The 23,355-nt window shown below is 67.2% G+C and carries 18 protein-coding genes and 1 pseudogene; 3 read left to right on the forward strand and 16 right to left on the reverse strand.

Going from position 1 to position 23,355, the window contains the following annotated elements:
• Positions 1-72: 72 nt before the first annotated feature.
• Positions 73-537 (forward strand): annotated as a pseudogene (locus tag EV669_RS14325) (methyl-accepting chemotaxis protein); the annotation flags it as partial.
• 45 nt (positions 538-582) lie between these two features.
• On the opposite strand, the gene EV669_RS04420 reads toward EV669_RS14325, so the two are convergent.
• From EV669_RS04420 to EV669_RS04475, 12 genes are all read right to left on the reverse strand, one after another.
• Positions 583-2,136, reverse strand: coding sequence for an alkaline phosphatase D family protein (locus EV669_RS04420; RefSeq protein ID WP_132097995.1), 1,554 nt, complete (start codon positions 2,134-2,136; stop codon positions 583-585).
• Between the two features lie 110 nt (positions 2,137-2,246).
• On the reverse strand, positions 2,247-2,942 hold the full coding sequence (locus EV669_RS04425) for a response regulator (RefSeq protein WP_054285544.1): 696 nt from the start codon (positions 2,940-2,942) through the stop codon (positions 2,247-2,249).
• Entirely contained in the window at positions 2,942-5,668 is a 2,727-nt protein-coding gene (locus EV669_RS04430) for a sensor histidine kinase (protein ID WP_132097996.1), read from the reverse strand. Before EV669_RS04430 ends, EV669_RS04425 begins: the two co-directional genes overlap by 1 nt.
• A gap of 13 nt (positions 5,669-5,681) precedes the next feature.
• Positions 5,682-6,281: a potassium-transporting ATPase subunit KdpC gene (kdpC, locus tag EV669_RS04435; protein ID WP_055433848.1), complete on the reverse strand. Its 600-nt coding sequence runs from the start codon at positions 6,279-6,281 to the stop codon at positions 5,682-5,684.
• Between the two features lie 46 nt (positions 6,282-6,327).
• Complete coding sequence (kdpB, locus tag EV669_RS04440; protein ID WP_082446402.1) at positions 6,328-8,442, reverse strand: potassium-transporting ATPase subunit KdpB; 2,115 nt, start codon at positions 8,440-8,442, stop codon at positions 6,328-6,330.
• Positions 8,443-8,455: 13 nt separating this feature from the next.
• A complete protein-coding gene (gene kdpA, locus EV669_RS04445) occupies positions 8,456-10,150 on the reverse strand; it encodes a potassium-transporting ATPase subunit KdpA (protein WP_054285547.1) in 1,695 nt (564 codons plus the stop codon).
• Entirely contained in the window at positions 10,151-10,240 is a 90-nt protein-coding gene (gene kdpF, locus EV669_RS04450) for a K(+)-transporting ATPase subunit F (RefSeq protein ID WP_072242856.1), read from the reverse strand.
• 270 nt (positions 10,241-10,510) lie between these two features.
• Positions 10,511-11,719 carry a heme biosynthesis protein HemY gene (locus EV669_RS04455; protein ID WP_055433846.1) on the reverse strand — a complete coding sequence of 403 codons (1,209 nt, stop codon included), beginning with the start codon at positions 11,717-11,719 and terminating at the stop codon, positions 10,511-10,513.
• A 1-nt stretch (position 11,720) separates the two neighbouring features.
• The gene (locus tag EV669_RS04460; protein WP_054285549.1) at positions 11,721-12,752 is read right to left on the reverse strand and encodes a uroporphyrinogen-III C-methyltransferase; all 1,032 of its coding nucleotides are present in this window, start codon (positions 12,750-12,752) and stop codon (positions 11,721-11,723) included.
• On the reverse strand, positions 12,749-13,507 hold the full coding sequence (locus EV669_RS04465; RefSeq protein WP_132097997.1) for a uroporphyrinogen-III synthase: 759 nt from the start codon (positions 13,505-13,507) through the stop codon (positions 12,749-12,751). Before EV669_RS04465 ends, EV669_RS04460 begins: the two co-directional genes overlap by 4 nt.
• Positions 13,504-14,433, reverse strand: a complete 930-nt coding sequence (gene hemC / locus EV669_RS04470) for a hydroxymethylbilane synthase (RefSeq protein ID WP_054285551.1) — start codon at positions 14,431-14,433, stop codon at positions 13,504-13,506. The genes EV669_RS04465 and hemC overlap by 4 nt, the downstream gene beginning before the upstream one ends.
• Before the next feature lie 94 nt (positions 14,434-14,527).
• The gene (locus EV669_RS04475) at positions 14,528-15,421 is read right to left on the reverse strand and encodes an AEC family transporter (RefSeq protein WP_054285552.1); all 894 of its coding nucleotides are present in this window, start codon (positions 15,419-15,421) and stop codon (positions 14,528-14,530) included.
• Positions 15,422-15,473: 52 nt separating this feature from the next.
• On the opposite strand from EV669_RS04475, the gene ppc reads away from it, so the two are divergent.
• Positions 15,474-18,155 carry a phosphoenolpyruvate carboxylase gene (gene ppc, locus EV669_RS04480; RefSeq protein ID WP_132097998.1) on the forward strand — a complete coding sequence of 894 codons (2,682 nt, stop codon included), beginning with the start codon at positions 15,474-15,476 and terminating at the stop codon, positions 18,153-18,155.
• 59 nt (positions 18,156-18,214) lie between these two features.
• Here ppc and EV669_RS04485 read toward each other — a convergent pair whose 3' ends face one another.
• The gene (locus EV669_RS04485) at positions 18,215-18,418 is read right to left on the reverse strand and encodes a hypothetical protein (protein ID WP_132097999.1); all 204 of its coding nucleotides are present in this window, start codon (positions 18,416-18,418) and stop codon (positions 18,215-18,217) included.
• A 182-nt stretch (positions 18,419-18,600) separates the two neighbouring features.
• The gene (locus EV669_RS04490; protein ID WP_072242855.1) at positions 18,601-20,202 is read right to left on the reverse strand and encodes an ABC transporter substrate-binding protein; all 1,602 of its coding nucleotides are present in this window, start codon (positions 20,200-20,202) and stop codon (positions 18,601-18,603) included.
• A gap of 258 nt (positions 20,203-20,460) precedes the next feature.
• Between EV669_RS04490 and EV669_RS04495 the strand changes: the two genes are divergently transcribed.
• Positions 20,461-20,949, forward strand: a complete 489-nt coding sequence (locus EV669_RS04495; protein ID WP_055433842.1) for a hypothetical protein — start codon at positions 20,461-20,463, stop codon at positions 20,947-20,949.
• Positions 20,950-21,023: 74 nt separating this feature from the next.
• On the opposite strand, the gene EV669_RS04500 is transcribed toward EV669_RS04495, so the two are convergent.
• Both EV669_RS04500 and EV669_RS04505 read right to left on the reverse strand, forming a co-directional pair.
• Positions 21,024-21,374, reverse strand: a complete 351-nt coding sequence (locus EV669_RS04500; protein WP_054285556.1) for a nucleotide pyrophosphohydrolase — start codon at positions 21,372-21,374, stop codon at positions 21,024-21,026.
• A 3-nt stretch (positions 21,375-21,377) separates the two neighbouring features.
• Positions 21,378-23,285 carry a bifunctional 2',3'-cyclic-nucleotide 2'-phosphodiesterase/3'-nucleotidase gene (locus tag EV669_RS04505; RefSeq protein WP_132098000.1) on the reverse strand — a complete coding sequence of 636 codons (1,908 nt, stop codon included), beginning with the start codon at positions 23,283-23,285 and terminating at the stop codon, positions 21,378-21,380.
• Between the last annotated feature and the right edge of the window lie 70 nt (positions 23,286-23,355).

The raw sequence follows: 23,355 nt of genomic DNA on the forward strand, positions 1-23,355 counted from the left end.
CTGGGCCGGATCGGGGAAGAGATCAGCCGCTTCGAACGGGAGGTGAAGACGGGCGCCGCCACCGCAGGACAGGTGACCGAACGCATCGGTGCGCTGGAAAAGGACGCCCAGCAGATCGGGGAAGTGATGCAGATGATCAAGAAGATCGCCGAGCAGACCAACCTGCTGGCGCTGAACGCGGCCATCGAGGCGGCGCGGGCTGGCGAGGCCGGACGCGGATTTGCGGTGGTGGCCGACGAGGTGCGCAAGCTGGCCAACACGACCCAGTCCAACCTGGACGCCACCGGTGGGGCCGTGGACAACGTGATGAGCGGGGTGCGTACGGTGGGCGGCGACGTTCGCGGCATGGGCACGCAGGTATCCGGATTTGCCAGCGGGATGAACCGTGTGGTGGAAACGCTGCAGGCCCTGGCAGCCTCGTCGCAGGACAGCAAAGGCCGGATCGACGCCATGCTGGAGCAGACCGGGACGCTGTACGAGCGCATGCGCGCGGTGGACAAGGAGCTGGAAGCGATCCTGCAGCTGGAGCAGCAGTAACGCGGCGGGCCGTCCGGGAACGGCCCGCCGGACGGCACCGGTGCCTCAGGTCGCCGGCAGGGTCTGGCTGTACAGCGTGCGGTTGTCCACGTCCTTGAGCGCCACTGTCATCGCGCGCGTGCGCGGGTCGATGTCCACCTGGCCGAAGAACTGGTAACCCGCCAGCGGCGAGGCGTTCTGTGTATCCGGCGCCTTCTGGTACTTCACTTCGGGGCCGAAGGTGGCATCCAGCTTATTGGGGCCGAAGGACCCGGCGTTGAGCGGCCCGGACACGAACTCCCAGAAAGGATCGAAGTCGGTGAAGCGGGCCCGCGACGGGTGATAGTGGTGGGCGGCGGTGTAATGCACGTCGGCGGTCAGCCACACCACGTTGCGCACGCCAGCGCGCTTGATGCCGCGCAGCAGCTCGGCGATCTCCAGCTCCCGCCCCAGCGGCTTGCCCGGGTCGGCATTGGCGATCGCTTCCCAGCGGTCACGACCGGCGGCGTCCTTGCCGTCCGGCACCTGCAGGCCGATGGGCATGTCAGCGGCGATAACCTTCCAGGTGGCGCGCGAGCGGCGCAGCCCGTCCAAGAGCCAGGCCAGCTGCTGGCGCCCCAGGAAGGCCGTGGCGTCTCCGGCCTCGGCCTCGAGATTGGCCCCGTTGGGGCCGCGGTAGCTGCGCATGTCCACCACGAACACATCCAGCAGCGGCCCGTACGGAATGTGCCGGTACACCCGCTCGCTGTCGGCCTCGCCAAAGCTGCGCAGGGGGGCATAGTCGAGGAAGGCTCGGGTGGCGCGTGCCTGCAGCAGCGGAACGCGCTTTTCGGTGTAGCGTGCGTCGGCCGAAAGATCCTTGCTGCCGGACCAGTTATTGGTGACTTCGTGGTCGTCCCACTGCCAGATCTGCGGCACTTCCGCGGCAAAACGGCGCACGTTGGCATCCATCAGGTTGTACCGGTAGCGGCCGCGGTATTCGTCCAGCGTTTCGGCCACCTTCGCCACCTCCGGGGTGATGAGGTTCTTCCAGATCCGTCCCCCTTCCACCGTCTTCTGCGCTTCCATCGGGCCATCGGCATAGATGGTGTCGCCGCTGTGCAGGAAAAAGTCGGGCGACTGCTGGCGCATGGTCTCGTAGATGCGCATGCCGCCCCACTCGGGGTTGATGCCGTAGCCCTGCCCGGCGGTATCGCCCGACCAGACGAAGCGCACCGGGCGCAGGCTGTCGGCGGCAGTCTGGAACTGACCGGTCAGCGCCTCGGACAGGGTGCGGCCGGTGGAGGCATCCTCGTAGGCCACGCGCACGAAGATGCGCTGGCCGGCCGGCAGGCCGGTCAGGTCAACCCGGGTGATGAAGTCGTTGGCCTCGTGCGCCCACGGGCCGCGCAGGCGGCGAGGGCGGGCGAAGCGGTCGGTGGTGTCCCATTCGAGCACCATGCGGCTGGTACGGTCGGCGCGTGCCCAGACGAGGGCGCGATCGCGCAGCACATCACCGAACTGCAGGCCGGAAGGCAACTGGGGACGAACGTTGGCCGAAGCGATCACCGCCGGGGCCGCCGGCAGCAGCAGGCCGCCACCGAGCGCGAGCGACTGCTTGAGAAAAACACGACGTTGCATGACAAGCCTCTTGATGGGTGGGTGTAAAAGGCAAGGGCGTCATGCTAGAAGCGTGGGTTGACAGGGACATCACAACCAGATGGCCGTACGGTTGCGGTTTCATGAAGCCGCTAGGCGGCCGGGTCCGGCAAGAGCCGGTAGCCCACGCCGGTTTCGGTGAGCAGGTGGCGCGGACAAGCCGGGTCGCGCTCCAGCTTGTGACGCAGCTGCGCCATGTAAATGCGGAGATAGTGGTTGTGTTCCACCGCCGACGGGCCCCATACGCTGCGCAGCAGCTGACGATGGGTGAGTACCTTGCCCGCATGTCGCGCAAGCTCGGCCAGAAGGTCGTACTCCAGCGGGGTCAGGTGTACCGGTTGGCCGGCCCGGCTGACCGAGCGCGCCGCCAGATCAATGGCCAGCTCACCGGCGCGCACCACCGGACTGACGGCTTCGTCTCCAGGCTGGCGGTGCCGCAGCGCGACCCGGATACGCGCCATCAGCTCGGCCACGCCGAAAGGCTTGGTCAGGTAATCGTCGGCACCGGCGTCCAGCGCCGTCACCTTGTCGGGCTCCTGATGCCGGGCCGACAGCACGATCACCGGTACCGACGACCATTCGCGCAGCCGCTGGATGACGGTCAGCCCGTCAGCGTCGGGCAGGCCCAGGTCCAGCAGGACCAGCGCCGGTGTGTGCCGTGCCGCTTCGGCCAACCCTTCGGTGGCCGTGGTGGCCTCGAGCAGGGAGAAGCCTTCGGCGCTCAGCGTCACGCGCAGGAAGCGCCGGATCTGCAGTTCGTCTTCGATCAGGAGGATCACAGGTTTCATCAGGGCTCACCGAGAGGAAGGTTGGCCGAAGCGTCCAGCTCGGGCCGCGGACCGGGGTGGGGCAGGGTCAGTATGAATCGGGCCCCGCCCTCGGGCCGGTTTTCGGCGCGGATGTGCCCGCCATGGGCCTCGGCAATGGCGCGACAGATGGCCAGCCCCAGCCCCACACCGCCCTCGTTGCCTTCGGGCCGGGCCCGCTGGAATTTGTCGAACAGTCGCTCGGGGGTAGCGCTGCCCAACCCGGGGCCGTCGTCCTCCAGCACAAGATCGGTGTAGGCAGGGTAGAGGCGGGCCGAAAGGGTGAGGGTGCTACCGGCCGGGGTATATTTGAGCGCATTGTCCAGCAGATTGACCAGTACCCGCTCCAAGAGCCGGCTGTCGGCATACACCATCGGCAGGCCGGGCGGCAGTTCCACGTGGAACACATGCGCAGCGAGCCGAGAGGCAAGCGCGTGCCGCGCCGCACCGAATACCTCCTCCAGCGGCAGCCACTCCGGGGACAGCCGCACCGCACCGGCTTCCAGCCGCGCCATGTCCAGCACGCTGGTGATCAGCCGGGCCATGCGTTCGGCCTCGGTCTCGATGCCCGCCGCCAAGGCCGCGCGTGCATCGGGCGCAAGCTCGCGCGTGGCCAGCGTGGAAGCGGCCCCGATGATGCCGGCCAGGGGGGTGCGCAGATCGTGCGAGATCGACGTCAGCAGCGAGTTGCGCAGGCGTTCGCTCTCGCTGGCCAGCCGGGCCTGCTCCCCGGCCTCGGCAAGACGCACCCGCTCCAGCGCCAGGGCCAACTGCGTGGCGCAGGTGTCCAGCAGCCGGTGCTCCTCGGGCAGGGCCAGCGCTTCGCCGCTGTTGAGGCTTAGGGCCAGCACCCCCAGCCGCGCAGAAGGCGTGGCCAGCGGGACGAACAGTGCTCCACTGGACGGCAGGGTGGCGGTCCCCGTGCCAGCGCGCTCGCCGCGGTCGAATACCCATTGGGCCACGCCCAGGTCGGCGCCGTGCAGCGAGCCATGGCCGCTCGCTCCGGCGGGATAGACCAAGCGCCCGCTGGCATCCGGGAGTAGCACCACCGCCTGCGCCTGGAAGCTCTCGGCCAGTTCACGCACCGCCAGGCGGATCACGGCGTCCTCGCTGGGGGCCTGCGCCAAGGAGCGGACCAGACTATAGAGCAGCCCGGTCCGACGCTCGCGAAAGCCCGCCTCGCGCGCCTGGCGGCGCATGTTGCCGGTCAGGTGGCTGATGGTCAGCGCTACCGCAAGCATCACCGCAAAGGTGAACAGGTACTGCGTGTCGGAGACGGCGAAGGTGAGATGCGGCGGCACGAAGAAGAAGTCGAACGCCGCCACCGACAGCACCGAGGCCAGCGAGGCTGCGCCCGGCCCATAGCGGTAGGCCACACCCACCACCGCCAGGAGGTAGAGCATGATCAGGTTGATCGGCTCGGCCACGCCGCGCAACGGCCAGGCCAGCAGCGTCACCCCGGCCGGGATGGCGGCCGCCCAGCCCAGGCTGATGTGTCGCCGGCGGGTTTCGGCTTCCCGGCTTAGTCCCAGATAGTCGCGACTGGCCGCCAGGAGGGCCGTCAGTCCTGCCGGACCCCGCTCGCGCCGCGCCAGCAGGATGAGGTCGATGTCGTCCGCGCGTTCGGCCAACCTTTCGGCCAGCGTGCGCCCCGGCATCCAGCGTCGTGGTGCCTGCGCCAGCACCACCCGCCCGATGTTGTGGCTGCGCGCAAAGCCGGCCAGCTCGTCGGCGGGGTCGATCCCTGCCAGCGTGTGCACCACCGCGCCCAGGCTTTCCGCCAGCCGCAGGGCAGCGGCCAGCGCCTCGCGCCGGTGCGCGGTCCGGCGTGTCGACGGCGTCTCCACCGATACCACATGCCACGCGGCTTTCAGACGCTCGGCCAGCCGCTTGCCCGCCCGTACCAGGCGCTCGGCCTCGGCCACATCCAGCAAGGCCACCAGCACGCCCTCGTTCACCGCCCAGACATCACGAATGGCCGCGTGATCGCGGTAGTCGCGCATCTGCGCGTCCACCCGGTCGGCCGTGCGCCGCAAGGCCAGTTCGCGCAGGGCAATCAGGTTGCCTTTGCGGAAGAAATGCTGGCTGGCCCGGGCCGCCTGCTCTGGCAGGTAGACCTTGCCTGCAGACAGCCGCGCCAGCAGCTCGTCGACCGGCAGGTCGATCAGCTCTACGTCGTCGGCCTCGTCGAATACCCAGTCGGGCAGGGTCTCGGCCACCCGGATGCCGGTAATACCGCCGACCACATCGTTCAGGCTTTCCAGATGCTGCACGTTGAGCGTGGTGTAGACGTCGATGCCGGCGGCCAAGAGTTCATCCACATCCTGCCAGCGCTTCAGGTGCCGGCTGCCCGGTGCGTTGGCGTGTGCCAGTTCGTCGACCAGGATCAGCGCCGGATGACGCGCCAGTGCTGCGTCCAGGTCGAACTCCTGCAAGACGGTGCCCCGGTAGGGAATGCGTTTGACCGGCAGGCGGGGCAGTGTCGCGGCCAGAAGGGCCGTTTCGCTGCGGCCATGCGTTTCCACCACGCCCACCAGCACGTCCACCCCCGCCTGCAGACGGGCGCGGCCGGCCTCGAGCATCGCGCAGGTCTTGCCCACCCCGGCGGCTGCGCCAAAGAAGATCTTCAGCCGGCCCCGGCACGCACGTGCCGCCTCCGCCTGCACGCGGGCAAGGAGGGCATCGGGATCGGGGCGAAGGTCGGTCATGGCATGCGGGGCATCAGGAGCCGGCGGCGGCATCCAGCGCCAGGTTGAGCGCCAGTACGTTCACCACCGGGTCGCCCAGTATGCCCAACAATGGTCGTTCGGTGTGCATCTCGATCAGCGCCAGCACTCGCTGTGGCGCCAGGCCGCGTACACGCGCGACACGCAGGGCCTGCCAGCGCGCGGCAGCCGGCGAGAGGTGCGGGTCGAGCCCGCTGGCCGAGGCGGTAACCAGGTCGGCCGGTACGGGCGCGGTGTTGCCCGGGTCGGCGGCACGCAAGGCGCGAATGCGGGCAGCCACCGCTGCCTGCAGGTCGGGATGAGCCGGGCCCAAGTTGCTGCCTCCGGAACCAAGACCATTGTAGGGCTGGCCGGCAGTGGCCGACGGGCGGCCCCAGAAATGCCCGGGGTCGGTGAAGGACTGGCCGATGAGGCGGGAGCCGACAGCACGGCCGTTGACCGTTACCAGGCTGCCATTGGCGGCCTGCGGAAAGACCAGCTGTGCCAGGCCGGTCACCAGCAGCGGGTAGGCAAGACCGGTTACCAGCATCAGAACGGCAAAGAGCCGCAAGGCCTGGGCCGCGCTTTGGCGGCAGGTGCTCAGGAGAGGGGTCATCAGGTTGCTCCAGGTTGGTGCCCATGCAGCGCATGGGCACGGGGGTTCAGGCCACGCCCAGCGCCACCAGCGCCAGGTCGATCAGCTTGATGCCGGCAAACGGTGTCAGCAGGCCGCCCAGCCCGTACACCAGCAGGTTGCGCCGTAGCAGCTTCTCGGCAGTGTCCGGCCGATAGCGCACGCCACGCAGGGCCAAGGGAATCAGCGCCACGATGATCAGCGCATTGAAGATCACTGCCGACAGAATGGCGCTCTGCGGCGACGCCAGATGCATCAGGTTGAGCGCGCCCAGTTGCGGGTAGGTCGCCACGAAGGCGGCCGGCAGGATGGCAAAGTACTTGGCCACGTCGTTGGCGATCGAAAAGGTGGTGAGCGCTCCGCGCGTCATCAGCATTTCCTTGCCGATCGCCACGATCTCGATCAGCTTGGTGGGGTTGGAGTCCAGGTCCACCATGTTGCCGGCCTCTTTGGCCGCCTGGGTGCCCGAATTCATCGCCACCGCCACGTCGGCCTGCGCCAGGGCGGGGGCATCGTTGGTACCGTCGCCGGTCATGGCCACCAGCCGGCCTGCCGCCTGCTCGCGTCGGATCAGCGTCAGCTTGGCCTCGGGGGTGGCTTCGGCCAGGAAGTCGTCCACGCCCGCCTCGGCCGCGATGGCCGCGGCCGTCAGCCGGTTGTCGCCGGTGACCATCACCGTGCGGATGCCCATGCGTCGCAGTTCGGCAAAGCGCTCGCGGATGCCGCCCTTGACGATGTCCTTGAGTTCCACCACACCCAGCACCCGGGTGTTTTCCACCACCACCAGCGGGGTGGCGCCGCTGCGAGCCACCGCGTCCACCGCCGCGCTGACCGCCTCGGGGAAGGCACCGCCCTGCGCCTCGACGAAACGTCGCACCGCATCGGCCGCTCCCTTGCGGATGCGTTGTCCGCCCGTGTCCACCCCGCTCATCCGCGTCTGGGCCGAGAAGGGCACGAACTCGCCCTTGAGCTCGCCCACGGTGCGCTCGCGCAGGTTGAAGCGCTGCTTGGCCAGCACCACGATGCTGCGGCCTTCAGGCGTCTCGTCGGCAAGCGACGCCAGCTGCGCTGCGCTGGCCAGCGCGCCTTCCTCCACACCCGGCGCCGGCACGAAGCGCGTGGCCTGGCGGTTGCCGAGCGTGATGGTGCCCGTCTTGTCCAGCAGCAGCACATCCACGTCGCCGGCCGCCTCGATGGCGCGTCCGGAGGTGGCGATGACGTTGGCGCGCAACAGCCGGCCCATGCCGGCCACGCCGATGGCCGAAAGCAGCCCGCCGATGGTGGTCGGAATCAGGCATACCAGCAGCGCGACCAGAACCGTCAGCGATACCGGGCTGCCACCCGACGCAGTCGCGGCATACACCGAGAACGGATACAGCGTCACACACGCCAACAGGAATACGATGGTCAGGGCGACCAGAAATACCGTCAGCGCGATCTCGTTGGGGGTCTTCTTGCGGCTGGCGCCCTCGACCATGGCGATCATGCGGTCCAGGAAGGCTTCGCCCGGCTGGGTGGTGATGCGCACCACCAGCCAGTCCGACAACACGCGGGTGCCGCCGGTCACCGAGGAAAAGTCACCGCCCGACTCGCGGATCACCGGGGCGGACTCGCCGGTGATCGCCGACTCATCCACCGAGGCGATGCCGTCGATCACTTCGCCGTCGCCCGGCAGGGTGTCACCGGCCTCCACCAGGACCACATCGCCTTTCCTCAGGTCGGTGGAGGCCACCAGTTCCACGCCCGCATCGCGGCGCGGCGCCCGCAATTTCTTGGCGGCCACGTTCTTCTTGGCCGCCCGCAGCGAGGCGGCCTGGGCGCGGCTGCGGCCTTCGGCCAACGCTTCGGCAAAGTTGGCGAACAGCACCGTGAGCCACAGCGTCACCGCGACCAGGGCCACGAAGGCCGGCGGGGCATCGGCGTGCCCGGCCAGCGCCAGGCCCAGCAGTACGGTGGTGAACATGCTGCCCAGGTACACCACGAACATGACCGGGTTCTTCCACTGCGCCTGCGGCGCCAGGCGCAGCAGGCTGCCGGCCACGGCCGGGCGCAGCAGCCGCGCATCCAGCAGGCTGGCCCTGGCCATGCTGCGGCCGGTGGACGCGGAAGAAAGAGGGGATTGAGGGGTTTGCTTGATATCCATGATCCGCGCCTGACTAGTGAATGCCGAACAGGGTGAGGTGTTCCGCGATGGGTCCGAGCGCCAGCGCCGGCAGATAGGTGAGGGCGCCGACGATCAGCACCGCACCCATCAACAGGCCCACGAAGAGCCCGGTATCGGTGCGCAGGGTGCCGCTGGTAACCGGCACGGCCTTCTTGGCGGCCAGGCTGCCCGCCAGGGCCAGCACCGGCACAATTACCAGGAAGCGGCCGAACCACATCGCCAGCCCCAGCAGCGTATTGTAGAAAGGTGTGTTGGCCGAAAGGCCCGCGAAGGCGCTGCCGTTGTTGTTGGCCGCGGACGAGAAGGCATACAGCACTTCGGAAAAACCGTGCGCCCCGGGGTTGGCAGGCCCGGCAAGTCCGGCCGGCAGCACCACCGACAGCGCCGTGCCCGCCAGTACCAGCAGGGGTGTCGCCAGCAGGGCCAGCATCGTCATGCGGATGTCGAAGCTCTGGATTTTTTTGCCGAGGTATTCGGGGGTGCGGCCGATCATCAGTCCGGCCACGAACACCGCCACCACTGCAAACAGCAGCATGCCGTAGAAGCCGGAGCCCACGCCGCCGAAGATCACCTCACCCAACTGCATCTGCAACAGGGTGACCAGACCGGCCAGCGGCATCAGCGAATCGTGCATCGCATTGACCGCACCGCACGAAGCGGCCGTGGTCACCACTGCGAACAGGCTGCTGCCGGCCAGGCCGAAGCGCAGCTCCTTGCCTTCCAGATTGCCGGCGTGCCCGTCCACGCCCAGTGCGGTCAACAGGGGGTTGGCCGAAGACTCTGCGGCGAAGAACACCGCCAGCATGATAAGGAACAGCAACGTCATCGCGGCCAGGAGGGTCCAACCCTGGCGCCGGTCGCCCACCAAGCGCCCGAAGGCGAAGCACAGCGCCGCCGGCACAAGGAAGATCGCCAGCATCTCCAGCAAGTTGGTCAGCGCGCTCGGGTTTTCGAAGGGATGTGCGGAGTTGGCATTGAAGAAGCCGCCGCCATTCGTACCCAGCAGCTTGATTGCTTCTTGGCTAGCCACCGGGCCGAGCGGCAGGGTCTGCGTGCTGCCGGGCGTGCCGTGGAGCGCCACCGTTACATGGGCGTCCAGGCTCTGCACCACGCCCAGCCCGGCCAGCGCCAGCGCCAGTAACAGGGACAGCGGCAGCAGTACCCCCAGCACCGCACGCAGCAGGTCCAGCCATACGTTGCCCAGCCCCGCTGCCGCGCGCAGTGCAAAGCCACGCATCAGCGCGATGGCTACAACGATGCCGGTGGCGGCCGACAGGAAGTTCTGCACCGTCAGCCCCAGCATCTGTACCCCGTGGCTCATGGTGCTCTCGCCTGCATAGCCCTGCCAGTTGGTATTGGTGACGAAACTGATGGCGGTGTTGAACGCCGAATCGGCACTGACTGCGCCAAACCCCTGGGGGTTGAAAGGCAGGCCGCCCTGCAACCGCTGCAGGCCATAGAGCACCAAGAGGCCGATCAGGTTGAAAAGCAGCACGCCCAGCGCGTAGACGGTCCAGCGCATGTCATCGCCGTTAAGGCGTAGCAGCCGCAGCAGCCCGGCCTCCAGCCGCGGCTGCCAGGCGTATGTGCCGGAAAACAGGCGCGCCATGTGTGCGCCCAGCGGCCAGGCCATCGCCCCCAGAAGGGCCAGGAACAGCAGGGTAAGAAGGAAAAGGTCCTGTGTCATTCAGAAGCGCTCCGGAAACAGCAGGGCATAGCCAAGGTAGCCCAGCAGCAGCAGGGCGAGCACGGCACCGCCCACAACGAGACTAGTCATGACGCTGCTCCCCCAGCGCCTGGCAGGCACCCAAGAAGCCGGTGACAAGGCCGGCGCAAAGCAGCATCAGCAGCATGAAAGGCACATCCATGAGGTTCACTCCCAGAGAAACCGAGGCTGTGAGTGTAGGAAGGCGGGCGTAAGGACGGTGTCAGGAAAGAAGAAGCCGGCGTAAGGATTGCGTAAAGACGCGTAAAGGCTGCTCAGGACACATCAGAATGCAAAACGGGCCGCTCAGGGCGGCCCGTTCGGGAGGAAGGAAAAGGAAACCTAGGCACCGCGCTCCAGCGCCAGCGCCAGACTGCGCTGATAGTGGTGCTCGGCCTCTTCGGGCTTGCCGATGGCCTCGTACAGCCGGGCCAGCGCCGCATGGGCCATGAGCGTGGGTTCCAGCGACAGGCTGGCTTCGAGATAGCTCTGGGCCTTGCCCCACAGGTGCTCCTCGGCGGCCAGACGGCCCAGGGCGAACAGCAGCAGATGATCACGCGGCCGGACCTGCAGCCAGGCCTCTGCCTCGCGCAAGAGGGCCAGGCGCTTCTCGCCGGAGACATGTTCGGCCAACCTTGCCAGCCCCAGCGCCAGTTCGGGCAGGGTGGTGTCGTCGCTCACCAGCGCCGCACCGATCAACTGCGCGGCCTGGTCAAAGTCGCCCAGGTCCTCAAGGCGCTCCACCGTTGGGCGCACCAGATCGGGGTTCTGACGCTCCACCTCGGGAATGCGACGCCACCAGTTGCGGATCGCCTCGCCGCTGGGCAGGCCTTCAAGCTGCTGGCAGTAGGCTGCCATACGGTAGCGACGGGCCTGCTCGGGTTCCAGCGCGTCGGCCTTGAGCAGCTTTTCGGTCAGCGCCAGCACCGCGTCCGGCTGTTTCTGCAGCATGCGTACCTTCAGCTCCAGCCGCAGGGCATTGGTGAGGTTGGGTGCCACTGCGCGCGCGCGCTCGATGGCGGCCAGCGCGCCCAGAAGGTCTTTGGCCTCCAGACGCAGCTCGGCATCCACCATATGACGGGCCAGCTGCAGCCGTTCGGGCACGGTATCCAGCCGGGCCAGGTAGGCATCGCGCTTGTCGAAGTTCTGCATCATGCCGGCGGATCGAGCGGCGATCAGCAGGGCCAGCGCGCGGTTTTCCGGGGCGTATTCATCATCAATGGCCCGGGCGGCCTCACGCTCGGCCTTCTGGAAGCGTCCCTCGAAGAAGGCAATCCCGGCCTCGCGCAGGGCATGGCGGGCGGCCTTGAGCTTCTTCTGACGCTGGAAGGCGCGCACCTCGGTAGGCATATTGGCGGCCACACCGATCAGCCGCAGGATGCCGTAGGCCACGGCAATCAGCACCAGAACGCCTACGATCATCAGGTTGAACGACACTTCCATCCGGTAAGGCGGGAAGAACAGGATGGCGTACCCGTTGTTCAGGGTGGACGCCAGGCCCAGCAGTACGGCCAGCGCGAAGAGGCCGGTAATCCACAGTACGAATCTCACCTTATTCTCCCGCCGTGCCCTGGGCCTCGCGCACCGCCTTCAGGCTGGCCGAAAGGTCGGGCAGGGTCACGTCCAGCGGCACGCCCTTAAGCTCGGACAGCAGTGCCAGCCACTGGCGCGTGGCCGGGGCATCGCGGTCGTAGTAGCGGCTGACATAGCGCTCTGCGGCATCGATGTCCGCGGCAAAGGTGCTGCCTTCACGCTGGATCAGCGCGATGCGTGCGTCCAACAGGCGCAGCTTCAGGTTCTCTCGCAGGAAGAAGGCCTGCTCTGGCGAGAGCAGCAGCGCCTCGGGCTTGTCCATCCGGCGGATGTGCACCAGCTCGCCCAAGCTGCGCGAGACGTCGCCGGCCAGCCGTTCCCACCAGGGAGCAGTGGCCGGCACTACCGTGGCGGGCTGGCGCGCCGGGTCGGCCAGACGGTGGTGATCCACCACCAGAGGCAGTCCGTCCACCGCCAGCATCAGGCGCTCGATCTTGACCGTCATGCCCACCACGTCGAAGTAGGGCACGGCCTTGAGGGTCTGGAGATCCTTGGCCACCGCCTTCTTCAGGCCGATCAGCTGGGGGCGGTCGAAGGTAGCCAGGCGCGAATCGATCATCTCCAGCGCGGACAGCGCTGCCGACACATTGCCGGCCAGCTGCAGCTGCTGGCTGGCGATCGCCAGCGAATGCTCGATCTCGGCCAGCAGCCAGTCGGTGCGGTTCTTGGTCAGCTCCTGATACATGCCGTTGAGCGTGGCGTACTGACCGGCCGACTCGTTGACCCGCGCTTCCAGCAGCGAAAGCTTGGCGTCGGTGGCACGTGCGGCGGCCAGTGCCTCCTGCGTGAGCACCCGCATTTCCTTGGAGGCGCCACCGGTTTCGGCAAGCCGCCGGGCCAGTTCGGTCTGCGTTGCGGTCAGGACCTGCCGGGTCTGATACCACTGCCAGCCGGAGACGCCGAGCGCACCAAGCGCCAGGAGGAGCGCGATACTGGCTGTCGCGGTGCGGGCGGCAGGACGGGTCGGGCTATCGGGATTGGTGTCGGTCATGGGTGGCGAAGGAACCATTCTTTGAGACCGGCGACAAGCGCCTTGTCGTCGGCCCGGGTTGTGACGACCTGGGTGGCACCCAGTCCGTGCAGTGCCTGTGCAATGCGCGGATGGGGCACACAGTACGTCAGACATTGTAACGTCGGCATCCGGGCGCTGCCACCGAGCCGGTACAGCGCCTGTGCCATCGGGCCGGAGGTGATCACGGCGGCGTCCAGCGCGCCACGTGCCGCCAGCGCATCGAAACGGGCCCAGTCGGGCGCGGCGTCCGCGCGGCGGTAGACCTCGGCAAAGCGCACGCAGGCACCACGGGCAGCGAGGGTTTGCCCCAGTTCCGGCCGGCCGCCATGGCCTCGCACAATGAGGACACGCTGGCCTGCCATCGCCTGCAGGGCCGGCAGGGCGGCCAGGGCAGCGCTGTCGTCCCCGCCTTCGGGGTAGAGCACGGTCTGCCCGCTGCGTTCGGCCAACCGCTGGCCGCTGGCGTGGCCGACCGTGGCCAGCCGAGGCAGGGGTGCAAGCTTGGCCGAAGCGAGCCGTGGCCAGGCCAGGTCGATGGCGGTGGGGCTGACGAACACCAGCCAGTCGGCTGACGCTGCCTCGGTGGCAAGCCGGGCCAGCGCGGCCTCGTCGGGCTGGATGTCGATCAGGGGGAAGGCCACGGGCACTGCGGCTTCCGCTTCAAGCAGCTGCATCAGTGCAGCGGCCTGTGCCACGGGCCGCGTCACGAGGATGTGCCGGCCCGCCAGGCTCATCGGCCGTCGGCCAGAACGGCCTCGATCAGTGGACCCGCGCCGGCGTCGAGCAGCTTGCGCGCCACGGTGCGCCCCAAGGCGTCGGCGTACTCGCGCGGCGCGCTGGCGGAGGCCGTCAGCATGGTGGAACCGTCCGGATGCGCGACAAAGCCGCCCAGCGTGAGCAGTTCGCCCGACAGCGTGGCAAAGCCCCCAAGCGGCACCTGGCAGCTGCCGCCCAGCTCGCGCGAGAGCGAGCGTTCGGCCAGTACGCAGTCACGGGTGTCGGCGTGGTCCAGCGGCGTCAGCAAGCCGATCAGGTCCTCGCGGTCGGCGCGGATCTCGATGCCCAGCGCGCCCTGTCCGGGTGCGGGCAGGCTTTCGGACGGGGCCAGCTCGGTGCGGATGCGGTCGTTCAGACCCAAACGCTTGAGGCCGGCCGCGGCCAGGATGATGGCGTCGAACTCGCCGGCGTCCAGCTTGGCCAGGCGGGTCAGCACGTTGCCGCGCAGCGGCTTGATCACCAGATGCGGGTAGCGCGCCCGCAGCTGCGACTCGCGTCGCAGACTGGAGGTGCCCACCACCGCCCCTTCGGGCAGGTCGGCCAGGCTGGCATAGCGGTTGGACACCAAGGCGTCGCGCGGGTCTTCGCGTTCGCAGATGGCAGCAATCGAAAAGCCTTCGGGCAGCACCATCGGCACGTCCTTGATGGAGTGCACCGCCAGGTCGGCGCGGCCTTCCATCAGGGCCACTTCGAGTTCCTTCACGAACAGCCCTTTGCCACCCACCTTGGAGAGCGTGCGGTCGAGGATCTGGTCGCCCTGCGTGGTCATGCCGAGGATGTCCACCTTCAGCGAGGGATACATGGCTTCCAGCCGGGCCTTGATGTGTTCGGCCTGCCACATGGCAAGCCGGCTTTCGCGGCTGGCGATGACGAGTTTTTCCATGGCGCGGAGATTTCCGGATAAGGCGTGTGGATATTGGGCGCATTCTAGCATGCGCGGCCACGCGGCCGCCTTGACGCACCGGGTTGACAGCCTTTCAGGCAAAGCCGGCCAGAAAGAGCGGCATGGACACCATCGCCGCCAGCGTGGACACGGTGACGAGGCTGGCCGCCAGCGTGCCATCGCCTCCCATGCGTACCGCCAGGATGTAGGTCGAGGTAGCCGTGGGCAGCAGCGCCATCACCAGCGCGGCCTGGCGGTAGACACCCGTCAGGCCGAAGACCGCCGCCAAGGCGAGCGCCACCGCCGGTACCAGCACCAGCTTGATCGCGGTCCAGTAGCACACCGGCCCCAGATGGGCACGTACCGCGGCAAAGCGCAGCCCGGCCCCCACGGTGATCAGCCCGAGCGGCAGCGCACTGTCGGCCAGATAGCCGGCCGCGTGAAATAGCCAGTCGGGCACGGAAAGTCCCGAAAGGTTGGCCGAAAGCCCCGCTACGATGCCCCAGATCAGCGGGTTGCGGGCCAGTTCGCCCCACAGCCGTCCACCGCCGGCCCGCGCCAGCTGCCACACTGCCAGCAGGTTGACCAGCGGAATCATCACCCCGGCCAGCAGCGCGATGGCAGCCAGCCCCGGCGGGCCGGACAGGGCGCCGATCACGGCAAAGCCGACGTAAGTGTTAAAGCGGTACGCTGCCTGCTGGCCTGCGGCAAACGAGGCCGACGACAGAGTGAAGAAATGGCGAGCCGCCAGCGCGGCCACGAAGCCTGCCAGGGTGAAGAGCACCCCGGTGAGCAGCATCGGCACGCTGGCTTGAAGGTCCAGTTGTGCCCGCGCGAGCGCGCGGAACAGCAAGGGCGGAAACAGCACGAAATAGATGAATTTCTCGGCATCGCTCCAGAACTGGCCGGAGAACAGGCCGCTGCGGCGCAGCGCATGGCCGAACAGGATCAGCAGGAAGTCGGGCAGCAATACCAGGGCGGGGTTCATGGCACTATCATGGCAGAGACCGCAAAGACCTCACAATTCAGGACGACGGAAGATGACCGAACACGACAAGGACCAGCCGCTGCGCGAGGATATCGCCCGGCTCGACCGCCTTCTGGGCGAAGTGATTGCCGAGCAGGAAGGCCCGGCGGTGGCAATGCGGCTAGCCAACCTGCGCCACGCGGACGGCACGCCAGATGCCCAGCCAGCGCTGACCGGCAGCGCACTGGTGCGGGCCTGTGGCCTCTACGCCCAGCTTTTCAACATCGCCGAAGACCTGCATCACACCCGCCGCCGTCGGGCACACCGCTTGGCCGGCTCGCGCCCGCAGGCGGGCAGCCTGGAGCGCGCCCTGTCCACGCTGCAGGATGCCGGCATCGATGAGGCCCAGTTGCTGACCACCTTGGCCGAAGCCACCATCCATCCGGTACTGACCGCGCATCCGACCGAAGTGCAACGTCAGAGTGTGCTGGACGGCCACCGTGCGGTGCGCAAGTTCCTGGCGCGGCTGCATGCCCCCGACCTGACGCCCGACGAGGAGGCGCAACTGGATGCCCGCCTCAAGCGGGTAATCCTGGCGCTATGGCAGACGGCCGAGATCCGTCATTTCAAGCTGTCGGTGCGGGACGAGATCGAGAACGGTGTGGCCTACCACCCGCTGACCTTCCTGCCGGCCCTGCCGGCGCTGTACGAAAAGCTGGCCGGCCTGATCGGCAGGCTGTGGGGACGCCAGCCGGCACTGCCCACCTTCCTGCGCATCGGCAGCTGGATCGGCGGCGACCGCGACGGCAACCCCAACGTCAACGCCGAAGTGCTGGCCTATGCGGTGCGCACCCAGGCCGAGGCCGCATTCGCGCACTACGGCTACGAGCTGGCCGGCCTGTACCGCGAATTGTCGCTGTCTTCGCGGCTGGTGTGCGTCAGCCCGGCAGTGGCTCGCCTGGCCGAAACCTCGCCCGACCGGGCCGAAAGCCGGCGCGAGGAGCCCTACCGCCAGGCGGTGGCCACCATCGAAAGCCGTCTGGCGGCGACGGCCGCGCGGCTGGGCGTAGACTTCAACAGCCGCTGGCCGGCGGGCGAACCCTACACCGACCGGGCAGCCTTCCGCGCCGACCTGACCGCGTTGCAGCTGTCGTTGATGCAGCATGGCAGCGGCATCCTGGCCGAGGGCCGGCTCAGCCGCCTGCTGCGCGCCCTGGACGTGTTCGGCTTCTCGCTGATGCCGCTGGACCTGCGCCAGCACGCCGACATCCATGCCGCAGTAGTGAGCGAGCTGTTTGCCCGCGCCGGCCTGGAGGAGTACGCCGCACTCGAGGAGGCCGCACGGGTGCGCGTGCTGTTGCGCGAACTCTCCACGCCGCGGCTGCTGTACTCCCCCTACCTGGCCTATAGCGAGCAGACGGAAAAGGAACTGGCGATCTTCCGCGAGGCGGCCCGCATCCAGCGCGACTATGGCGAGGACGCCATCGGCCAGAGCATCATTTCCAACTGTGCCGCCGCCAGCGACATCCTGGCGCTGGCGCTGCTGTGCAAGGAAGCGGGACTGGTGCGGCTGACAGACCACCAGCCGCAGGCCAGCCTGAACCTGGTACCCCTGTTCGAGACCATCCACGACTTGGAGGCGGGCAGCACCATCATGGAAACGCTGTTTGCCCTGCCTTGGTACCGCCAGCTCCTCGAAAGCCGGGGCCGGCTGCAGGAGGTGATGCTGGGTTATTCGGACAGCAACAAGGACGGTGGCTACCTGACCAGCCAGTGGGCACTCTACCAGGCCGAACGGCGGCTGGTGACGCTGTTCGAGCGGCACGGCATCCGGCTGCGACTGTTTCACGGCCGGGGCGGCTCGGTCGGCCGCGGTGGCGGCCCTTCGTACGACGCCATCCTGGCGCAGCCAGCCGGTTCGGTGGCCGGACGCATCCGCATCACCGAGCAGGGCGAGGTCATCGCCTCCAAGTATTCGGACCCGGACATCGGCGCCCGCAACCTGGAGGCGCTGGTGGCCGCCACGCTGGAGGCCACGCTCACCCACTGCCCCCGTTGCGAGACCGACGAGGGCGTATTTGCCGAACTGTCCGGCCACGCCTACACCGCGTACCGTGCCCTGGTGGACACCCCGGGCTTCATGCAGTACTTCCTGGAGGCCACCCCGATTACCGCAATCGCGCGGCTCAACATCGGCAGCCGCCCGGCCTCGCGCAAGACGCTGGCGTCGATCAAGGACCTGCGTGCCATTCCCTGGGTATTCTCGTGGGCACAGTCGCGGGTGATGCTGCCGGGTTGGTACGGCTTCGGGTCGGCGGTGGCCGCCTTCCTTGAACGCCACGGCGAGGCGGGACTCAGCCGCCTCAAGGCCTTGTACGACACATCCCCCTTCTTCCAAGTGGCGCTGTCCAACATGGAGCAGGTGATGGCCAAGGCAGACCTCGCCATTGCCCGCCGCTACGCCGACCTGGTGGACGACAGCCGGTTGGCCGAAACGCTGTTCGGCCGTATCGAGGACGAGTTCGAAAAGACCCGCAGCGCCTGGAGCGCCATCACCGGCCATGCACGCTTTCTGGAGGGCAACCCCACGCTGGCGCGCAGTCTGGCCACCCGGCTGCCTTATCTGGCGGCGCTCAACCTGCTGCAGATCGACCTGCTGCGCACCTTGGGCGAACACCCGGACGATGAGGAAACGCTCTACACCCTGCACCAGACGATCAACGGCATCGCAGCCGGCCTGCGCAACAGCGGCTAGCAGCCCCCCGCATCACCACGCCCCGGACCCTGCAGCCCGGGGCGTTTGTACATCCGGTATCAGGCGGGACGGTCATCCAGAGTGGGGGCACGCTGCATGATGCGGCGCACCCGCCAATCATCGTCCACCCTGTAGGACTGCGCCACCTTAGGACAGGGCCCCCCGGTCTGGTAGGCGAGCGGGATAGGGTGCTCGGCGTGGACGGGCACGGCGGTGCCTAGCAGCAGGGTCAGCAAAAGAGAGTGAAACAGGGTGCGAAGCATGGAGGTGTCTCGGGTGGAGGGGGATGGCCCATTTAAGAAGCAAACCCATCCACAGCGAAAACCAGAAAAACAGCAGAACAATCGCCCTCGGCCGGCTATGTACGGTCCGGAGAAAACGCCCCGCCCATAAAAACGGGGTGCGCAAGGCACCCCATCTTCCACCATCGTTCAGATCGGCCGACTTACTTGATCCACACCCCTTCGAAATTGACACGGCCATCGGCGCTGAGGGTGTAGCCGTGCACCGTCTTGCGCCAGGCGGCGTAGGCGTTGGGGTAGGCCAGCGGGATCAGTGGCAGCTCCTTCATCAGGATGCCCTGCGCCTGGCGGTAGAGCGCGGCACGGCGGTTGGGGTCACGCTCGGCCTTGGCGCGGGCAAAGAGGGCGTCGTAGTTCTTGTTGCACCAGCGCGAGAAGTTCACCTGGTCGATGCCCCCGCAGTTCATCATGCCGAGGAAGGAGGCCGGGTCGGTGGTGCCGCCGGTGCCGAGCACCATGGCCCCTTTGTAGCCGCCCGAACGCCCCATCTTGATGTATTCCCCCCAGCCGATGGTCTTGATATCGGTCTTCACGCCAATCTTGGCCCAGTCCGCCTGGATCATCTCTGCGGTCAACTTACCGTTGGGCTGGGTCAGGCGAGTGACGGGCATCGCCCACAGCTCCATGGAGAAGCCCTCCGCCAGGCCGGCTTCCGCCAGCTTCTTGCGGGCCAGCGCCACATCCTGGCTCACTGGCTTGAGCGTGGGGTCGAAGGCCCAGGCTGGTGGTGGCACCAGGCTGCTGGCGGGCCGCGCGGCATCGAGATAGACCTGGCTGAGGAGTCCCTTGCGGTCGATGGCCAGCGCCAGCGCTTCACGCACCCGCACGTCCTTGAGCTGCGGCACCTTCTCCAGATTGAGGTTGAGGTAGCCCACGGCCAGGGCAGGCGTGCTGCGCAGCACCACGTCACGGTTGGCCGAAAGGCTGGCCAGGTCGGTGGGCTTGGGCTGGATGATCAGCTGGCATTCGTTGCGCAGCAGCTTCTGCACCCGCACCGTGGCGTCCGGTGTGATGGCGAAAACCAGGTTGTCCAGCCGGGGCTTGCTGCGGAAATAGTCCGGGTTGGCAGCATAGCGAATGGCGCTGTCCTTCTGGTAGCTGCGGAAAACGAAGGGCCCGGTGCCCACGGGCTTCTGGTTCAGTTCGGCCGCGCGGTTCTCGGCAATCAGCTTCTGGGCGTACTCGGCGGAGTGTACCGACGCGAACGGCCAGGTCAGGTCGTTGAGGAAGCTGGTATCGGACTTCTTCAGCGTGATGCGCACCGTCATCGCATCCACCTTCTCGATCTTCTCGATGTTGCTGTCGAAGCTGGTCATGCCGATCTGCGGAAACACCGAAGGCAGGGCACCGCGCAGGGGATGCTTGGGGTCGATGAAGCGGCTGAAGGTAAATACCACATCGTCCGCATTGAGCGTACGGGTGGGCACAAAGTCGGCGGTATGGTGGAACTTCACGCCCGGACGCAGCTGGAAGGTGTAGTCGCGCGCATCGGGCGACACCGTCCAGCTCACTGCCAGGTCCGGTACCACGCGGTTGCCGCCGCGCTCGATGCGTACCAACCGATTGAACACCGTCTCCGCAGTAGCATCGTGTGTGTCAGCGCCGGCGTACAGCGCCGGATCAAAGCCTTCGGGCGCAGCCGCCGAGCAGTACACCAAGGTGGAGGCCGCCAGGGCAGGCAGTGACAGGACAGACAGCGCCAGGGCAAGTGTTGTTTTTCGTACCACAGTTTTGACCGTATGCATGCGGACACTTCCTTCAGAAAAAGGGATTACTGCGTCATTCTGCGTCGCGCGCCCGGGCTTGCCAACAGCGTGAAGCCTTGCCAGACAAGCGCCCGCTGGACACAGCACCCGTACGGCGCAGACGGCACCGAGGGGTCTGAATCGGCTCAAGCGACTGTTTTAACGGAAGAAAGTAAGGTTTTTTCGGCAGTCTGGTTGCCAGCGGTTCAGCCTTTCGTCTTAATAGCAACTGTTGACTCCGAACCGGTATGAAGCGCCATGCAATTCCAACTTGCCTATCAGCCCGAAGAAGACCGCCTGATGCTGCGCGTCGACGCCGAAGGCCACCGCCGTGGGTTCTGGCTAACCCGTCGCCTGACCAGTCTGCTGATTCCCATCCTGCGCCAGCGCCTGGAAAGCACCATCGGGCCGGCCGTCACCGACGAAGCGCGTCCTTGGATGATGGCGCTCAAGCAGGTGTCCACCCGCGAACGCTACGCGCCGACGCTGGAAGCGCCGATGCCGCTGGCGGAAGCACCGATCCTGGCGGTGACGGTGCGCCACGGACACGATGAGCAGGGACGCCACCTGCTGGGCTTCTTCGACAATCATGGCCGCGGCGAGGTCTACAGCCTGAGCGACGACCTGCTGCACCTGCTCACGCAAATGATCGATGATGCCCTGCCACAGACCGACTGGGCGCTGGAGCAGGCCTTTCCGCAGCATGCCATGGCCCGCTGGCTGGAAGCGGAGGGCACGCTACAGTAAGCGTGCTGCCGGCTGCATGAAAACAGGCCACCCACGGGTGGCCTGTCGTACGTACGGGGCGCAGCCTGCCCGGATCAGGGTGCCGGGTACTTCTCGGCGTTGCGCAAGAGCTTGGCCGCCACCGCCCGGTCCAGATCGATGCCAAGCACGCTGGCAAGCCGCACCAGATACATCAGCACGTCGGCGATCTCTTCCTCGCACGCCTGGCGCCGCGCCGGGTCTTTGGCCAACCCTGCCGCCTGATCATCGGTCAGCCATTGGAACACCTCGGCCAGTTCCCCCACCTCGCCCGTCAGCGCCAGCACCAGATTGCGCGGTGTGTGAAAGCGCGGCCAGTCGCGTGCCCGGGCGAAATCGTCCAGAGCGGACTCCAGCGCCCGCACGTCTACCAGACGGGTAGGCGTTTCACGTGAAACCTCATTCATGGCCTACTGCGCCAGCTCCAGAGTCACCGAACCGTCTCCATTTTCCTTGACCAGCCGGTATTCCGGATGCCGCGACAGGTGCGCCAGCGCCCCCGCTCCGGTGGCAAAGCGCAGGCTGATGCCCGGCACCGGCAGGATGCGCCAGTTGTTGTCGCGGCTGGGATTCACCCTTTTCTCGCTCGCCAGATAGCGCGCTAGTGCCTCGCGATTCTCGTCCGGGGCGTCCACCACGATCTCCTTGCCGCTCAGTCCGGGGAAATTGCCCCCGCCGGCGGCGCGGTAATTGTTGGTTACCACGAGGAAGCTGGCATTCTCGTCGATCGGCTGGCCGTTGTAGGTGAGGTTGACAATACGGTGGCTGTCGGGCGCGACCAGCTTGCCGTTAAGGTCGTAACGGGCCGGCTGGGTTACGTCCACCTGATAGTTCACGCCGTCGATGGTGTCAAAGTTGTAGGAGCGGAAGTCCGGATTGATCAGTGCCTGGGCCGCCGGCCCCTTGGGGTCGATGCGGTTGAACTGGCCGGCCGACATTTCCAGCCATTCACGCACCGTGCGTCCGCTCACCTTCACCACCTTCAGCGTATTCGGGTAGATGTAGAGGTCGGCCAAGTGTTTGATGGCCAGCGGACCGGGGGCGATGTCGGTGTAGTAACTCCAGCCTTGTCGCCCGCCCGCCTTGAACGGGGCCGCAGCCGACAGCAGCGGCAGGGTCTCGTACTCGGTACCGCGCACAGCGTTGCGGGCATACCAGAGCTGGGCCTGCGACACGATCTGCACCGAAGGGTCATCGGCCACTTGGGCAAAGTAGCTGTAGACCGGCGCGGCGGTTTCCGCCACCTGGGCCCGCACATAGGCGAGCGTGTCCTCATGGGTATGGCCCACCAGCGCCATCACCATCGGGTCGGTCGGAACGATGGCCTTCTTGGCCTTGCGGTCGTAGATCGGGCGCAGGCTGGCCTGACGGTCGGTGACCGCCCACTTGCCGTTCACCCGGTCCAGCGTCAGATCCACCAGACCCAGGTGGTCGCCCCAACGCCCCGGCATCACCGCCGGTACCCGGTTGATGGTGCCCCGGCCGACATCCACCTTGGGATAATCGGCAAACGCGGCCGACGGGAACTCGGCATGCGCGTGCCCGAACAACAGGGCGTCGATGCCAGGCACTTCGGCCAACCCTGCCACGGAGTTTTCGGCGAAGCGCGGCGTTTCACCTTTTTCGAAGCCCGAATGCGCCACAGCCACCACCAGATCGGCGCCTTTGCGACGCATTTCCGGTACGTAACGCCGGGCGGTCTCCACAATATCCAACGTGCGCACCCGTCCCTCGAGATTGGCCTTGTCCCACTGCATGATCTGCGGCGGCACAAAACCGATCACGCCGATGGTCAGCCGCTGCGGCTTACCGTCCTCATCCTTGAGGGTGCGCTTGAGCAGTACATACGGCGGGCGCAGTGGCTTGCCGGTGTTGGCTTGCACCACGTTGGCCGAAACCACGGGGAACGCAGCGCCCTTGAGCGAGCGCATCAGGAAAGGCAGACCGAAGTTGAACTCGTGATTGCCCAGATTGCCGGCGTCGTACGCCAGCGCATTCATCACCCGGTACGCCGGATGGGTCTCGCCGGCCTTCAGCGGCTTGATGCGCGCCACCAGATCACCCATCGGGCTGCCCTGCAGCAGGTCGCCGTTGTCGATCAGCACACTGTTGGGGGACTCGGCCCGGGCCGCCTTGATCAGACTGATGGTCTTGGCCAGGCCGAACTCGTCGGTGGTCTTGTCCTGGTAGTAGTCATAGTTCACCAGGTTCATATGGATGTCGGACGTTTCGAGCAACCGCAGCTTGACGGGCGCGGCAAGGACGTTGGCCGAAACGAGCGCCGCGACGAGCGTCAGCGGCAACAGCGGTGTCTGCATGGAAGTGGCCTCGTGAGGGAGGGGCAATGCTGGCCCCGGCGGAAGGCGAGTGTGCCTCAGCGGGGTCGGG

The sequence above is a fragment of the Gulbenkiania mobilis genome (assembly GCA_004346645.1).
Classification (GTDB): Bacteria; Pseudomonadota; Gammaproteobacteria; order Burkholderiales; family Chromobacteriaceae; genus Gulbenkiania; species Gulbenkiania mobilis.

Bases quoted from the DNA above. Each gene is read 5' to 3' on its own strand.
- EV669_RS04420 (WP_132097995.1), bottom strand. From the start codon at position 2,136: ATGCAACGTCGTGTTTTTCTCAAGCAGTCGCTCGCGCTCGGTGGCGGC.
- EV669_RS04425 (WP_054285544.1), bottom strand. From the start codon at position 2,942: ATGAAACCTGTGATCCTCCTGATCGAAGACGAACTGCAGATCCGGCGC.
- EV669_RS04430 (WP_132097996.1), bottom strand. From the start codon at position 5,668: ATGACCGACCTTCGCCCCGATCCCGATGCCCTCCTTGCCCGCGTGCAG.
- kdpC (WP_055433848.1), bottom strand. From the start codon at position 6,281: ATGACCCCTCTCCTGAGCACCTGCCGCCAAAGCGCGGCCCAGGCCTTG.
- kdpB (WP_082446402.1), bottom strand. From the start codon at position 8,442: ATGGATATCAAGCAAACCCCTCAATCCCCTCTTTCTTCCGCGTCCACC.
- kdpA (WP_054285547.1), bottom strand. From the start codon at position 10,150: ATGACACAGGACCTTTTCCTTCTTACCCTGCTGTTCCTGGCCCTTCTG.
- kdpF (WP_072242856.1), bottom strand. From the start codon at position 10,240: ATGACTAGTCTCGTTGTGGGCGGTGCCGTGCTCGCCCTGCTGCTGCTG.
- EV669_RS04460 (WP_054285549.1), bottom strand. From the start codon at position 12,752: ATGACCGACACCAATCCCGATAGCCCGACCCGTCCTGCCGCCCGCACC.
- EV669_RS04465 (WP_132097997.1), bottom strand. From the start codon at position 13,507: ATGAGCCTGGCGGGCCGGCACATCCTCGTGACGCGGCCCGTGGCACAG.
- hemC (WP_054285551.1), bottom strand. From the start codon at position 14,433: ATGGAAAAACTCGTCATCGCCAGCCGCGAAAGCCGGCTTGCCATGTGG.
- EV669_RS04475 (WP_054285552.1), bottom strand. From the start codon at position 15,421: ATGAACCCCGCCCTGGTATTGCTGCCCGACTTCCTGCTGATCCTGTTC.
- ppc (WP_132097998.1), top strand. From the start codon at position 15,474: ATGACCGAACACGACAAGGACCAGCCGCTGCGCGAGGATATCGCCCGG.
- EV669_RS04485 (WP_132097999.1), bottom strand. From the start codon at position 18,418: ATGCTTCGCACCCTGTTTCACTCTCTTTTGCTGACCCTGCTGCTAGGC.
- EV669_RS04490 (WP_072242855.1), bottom strand. From the start codon at position 20,202: ATGCATACGGTCAAAACTGTGGTACGAAAAACAACACTTGCCCTGGCG.
- EV669_RS04495 (WP_055433842.1), top strand. From the start codon at position 20,461: ATGCAATTCCAACTTGCCTATCAGCCCGAAGAAGACCGCCTGATGCTG.
- EV669_RS04500 (WP_054285556.1), bottom strand. From the start codon at position 21,374: ATGAATGAGGTTTCACGTGAAACGCCTACCCGTCTGGTAGACGTGCGG.
- EV669_RS04505 (WP_132098000.1), bottom strand. From the start codon at position 23,285: ATGCAGACACCGCTGTTGCCGCTGACGCTCGTCGCGGCGCTCGTTTCG.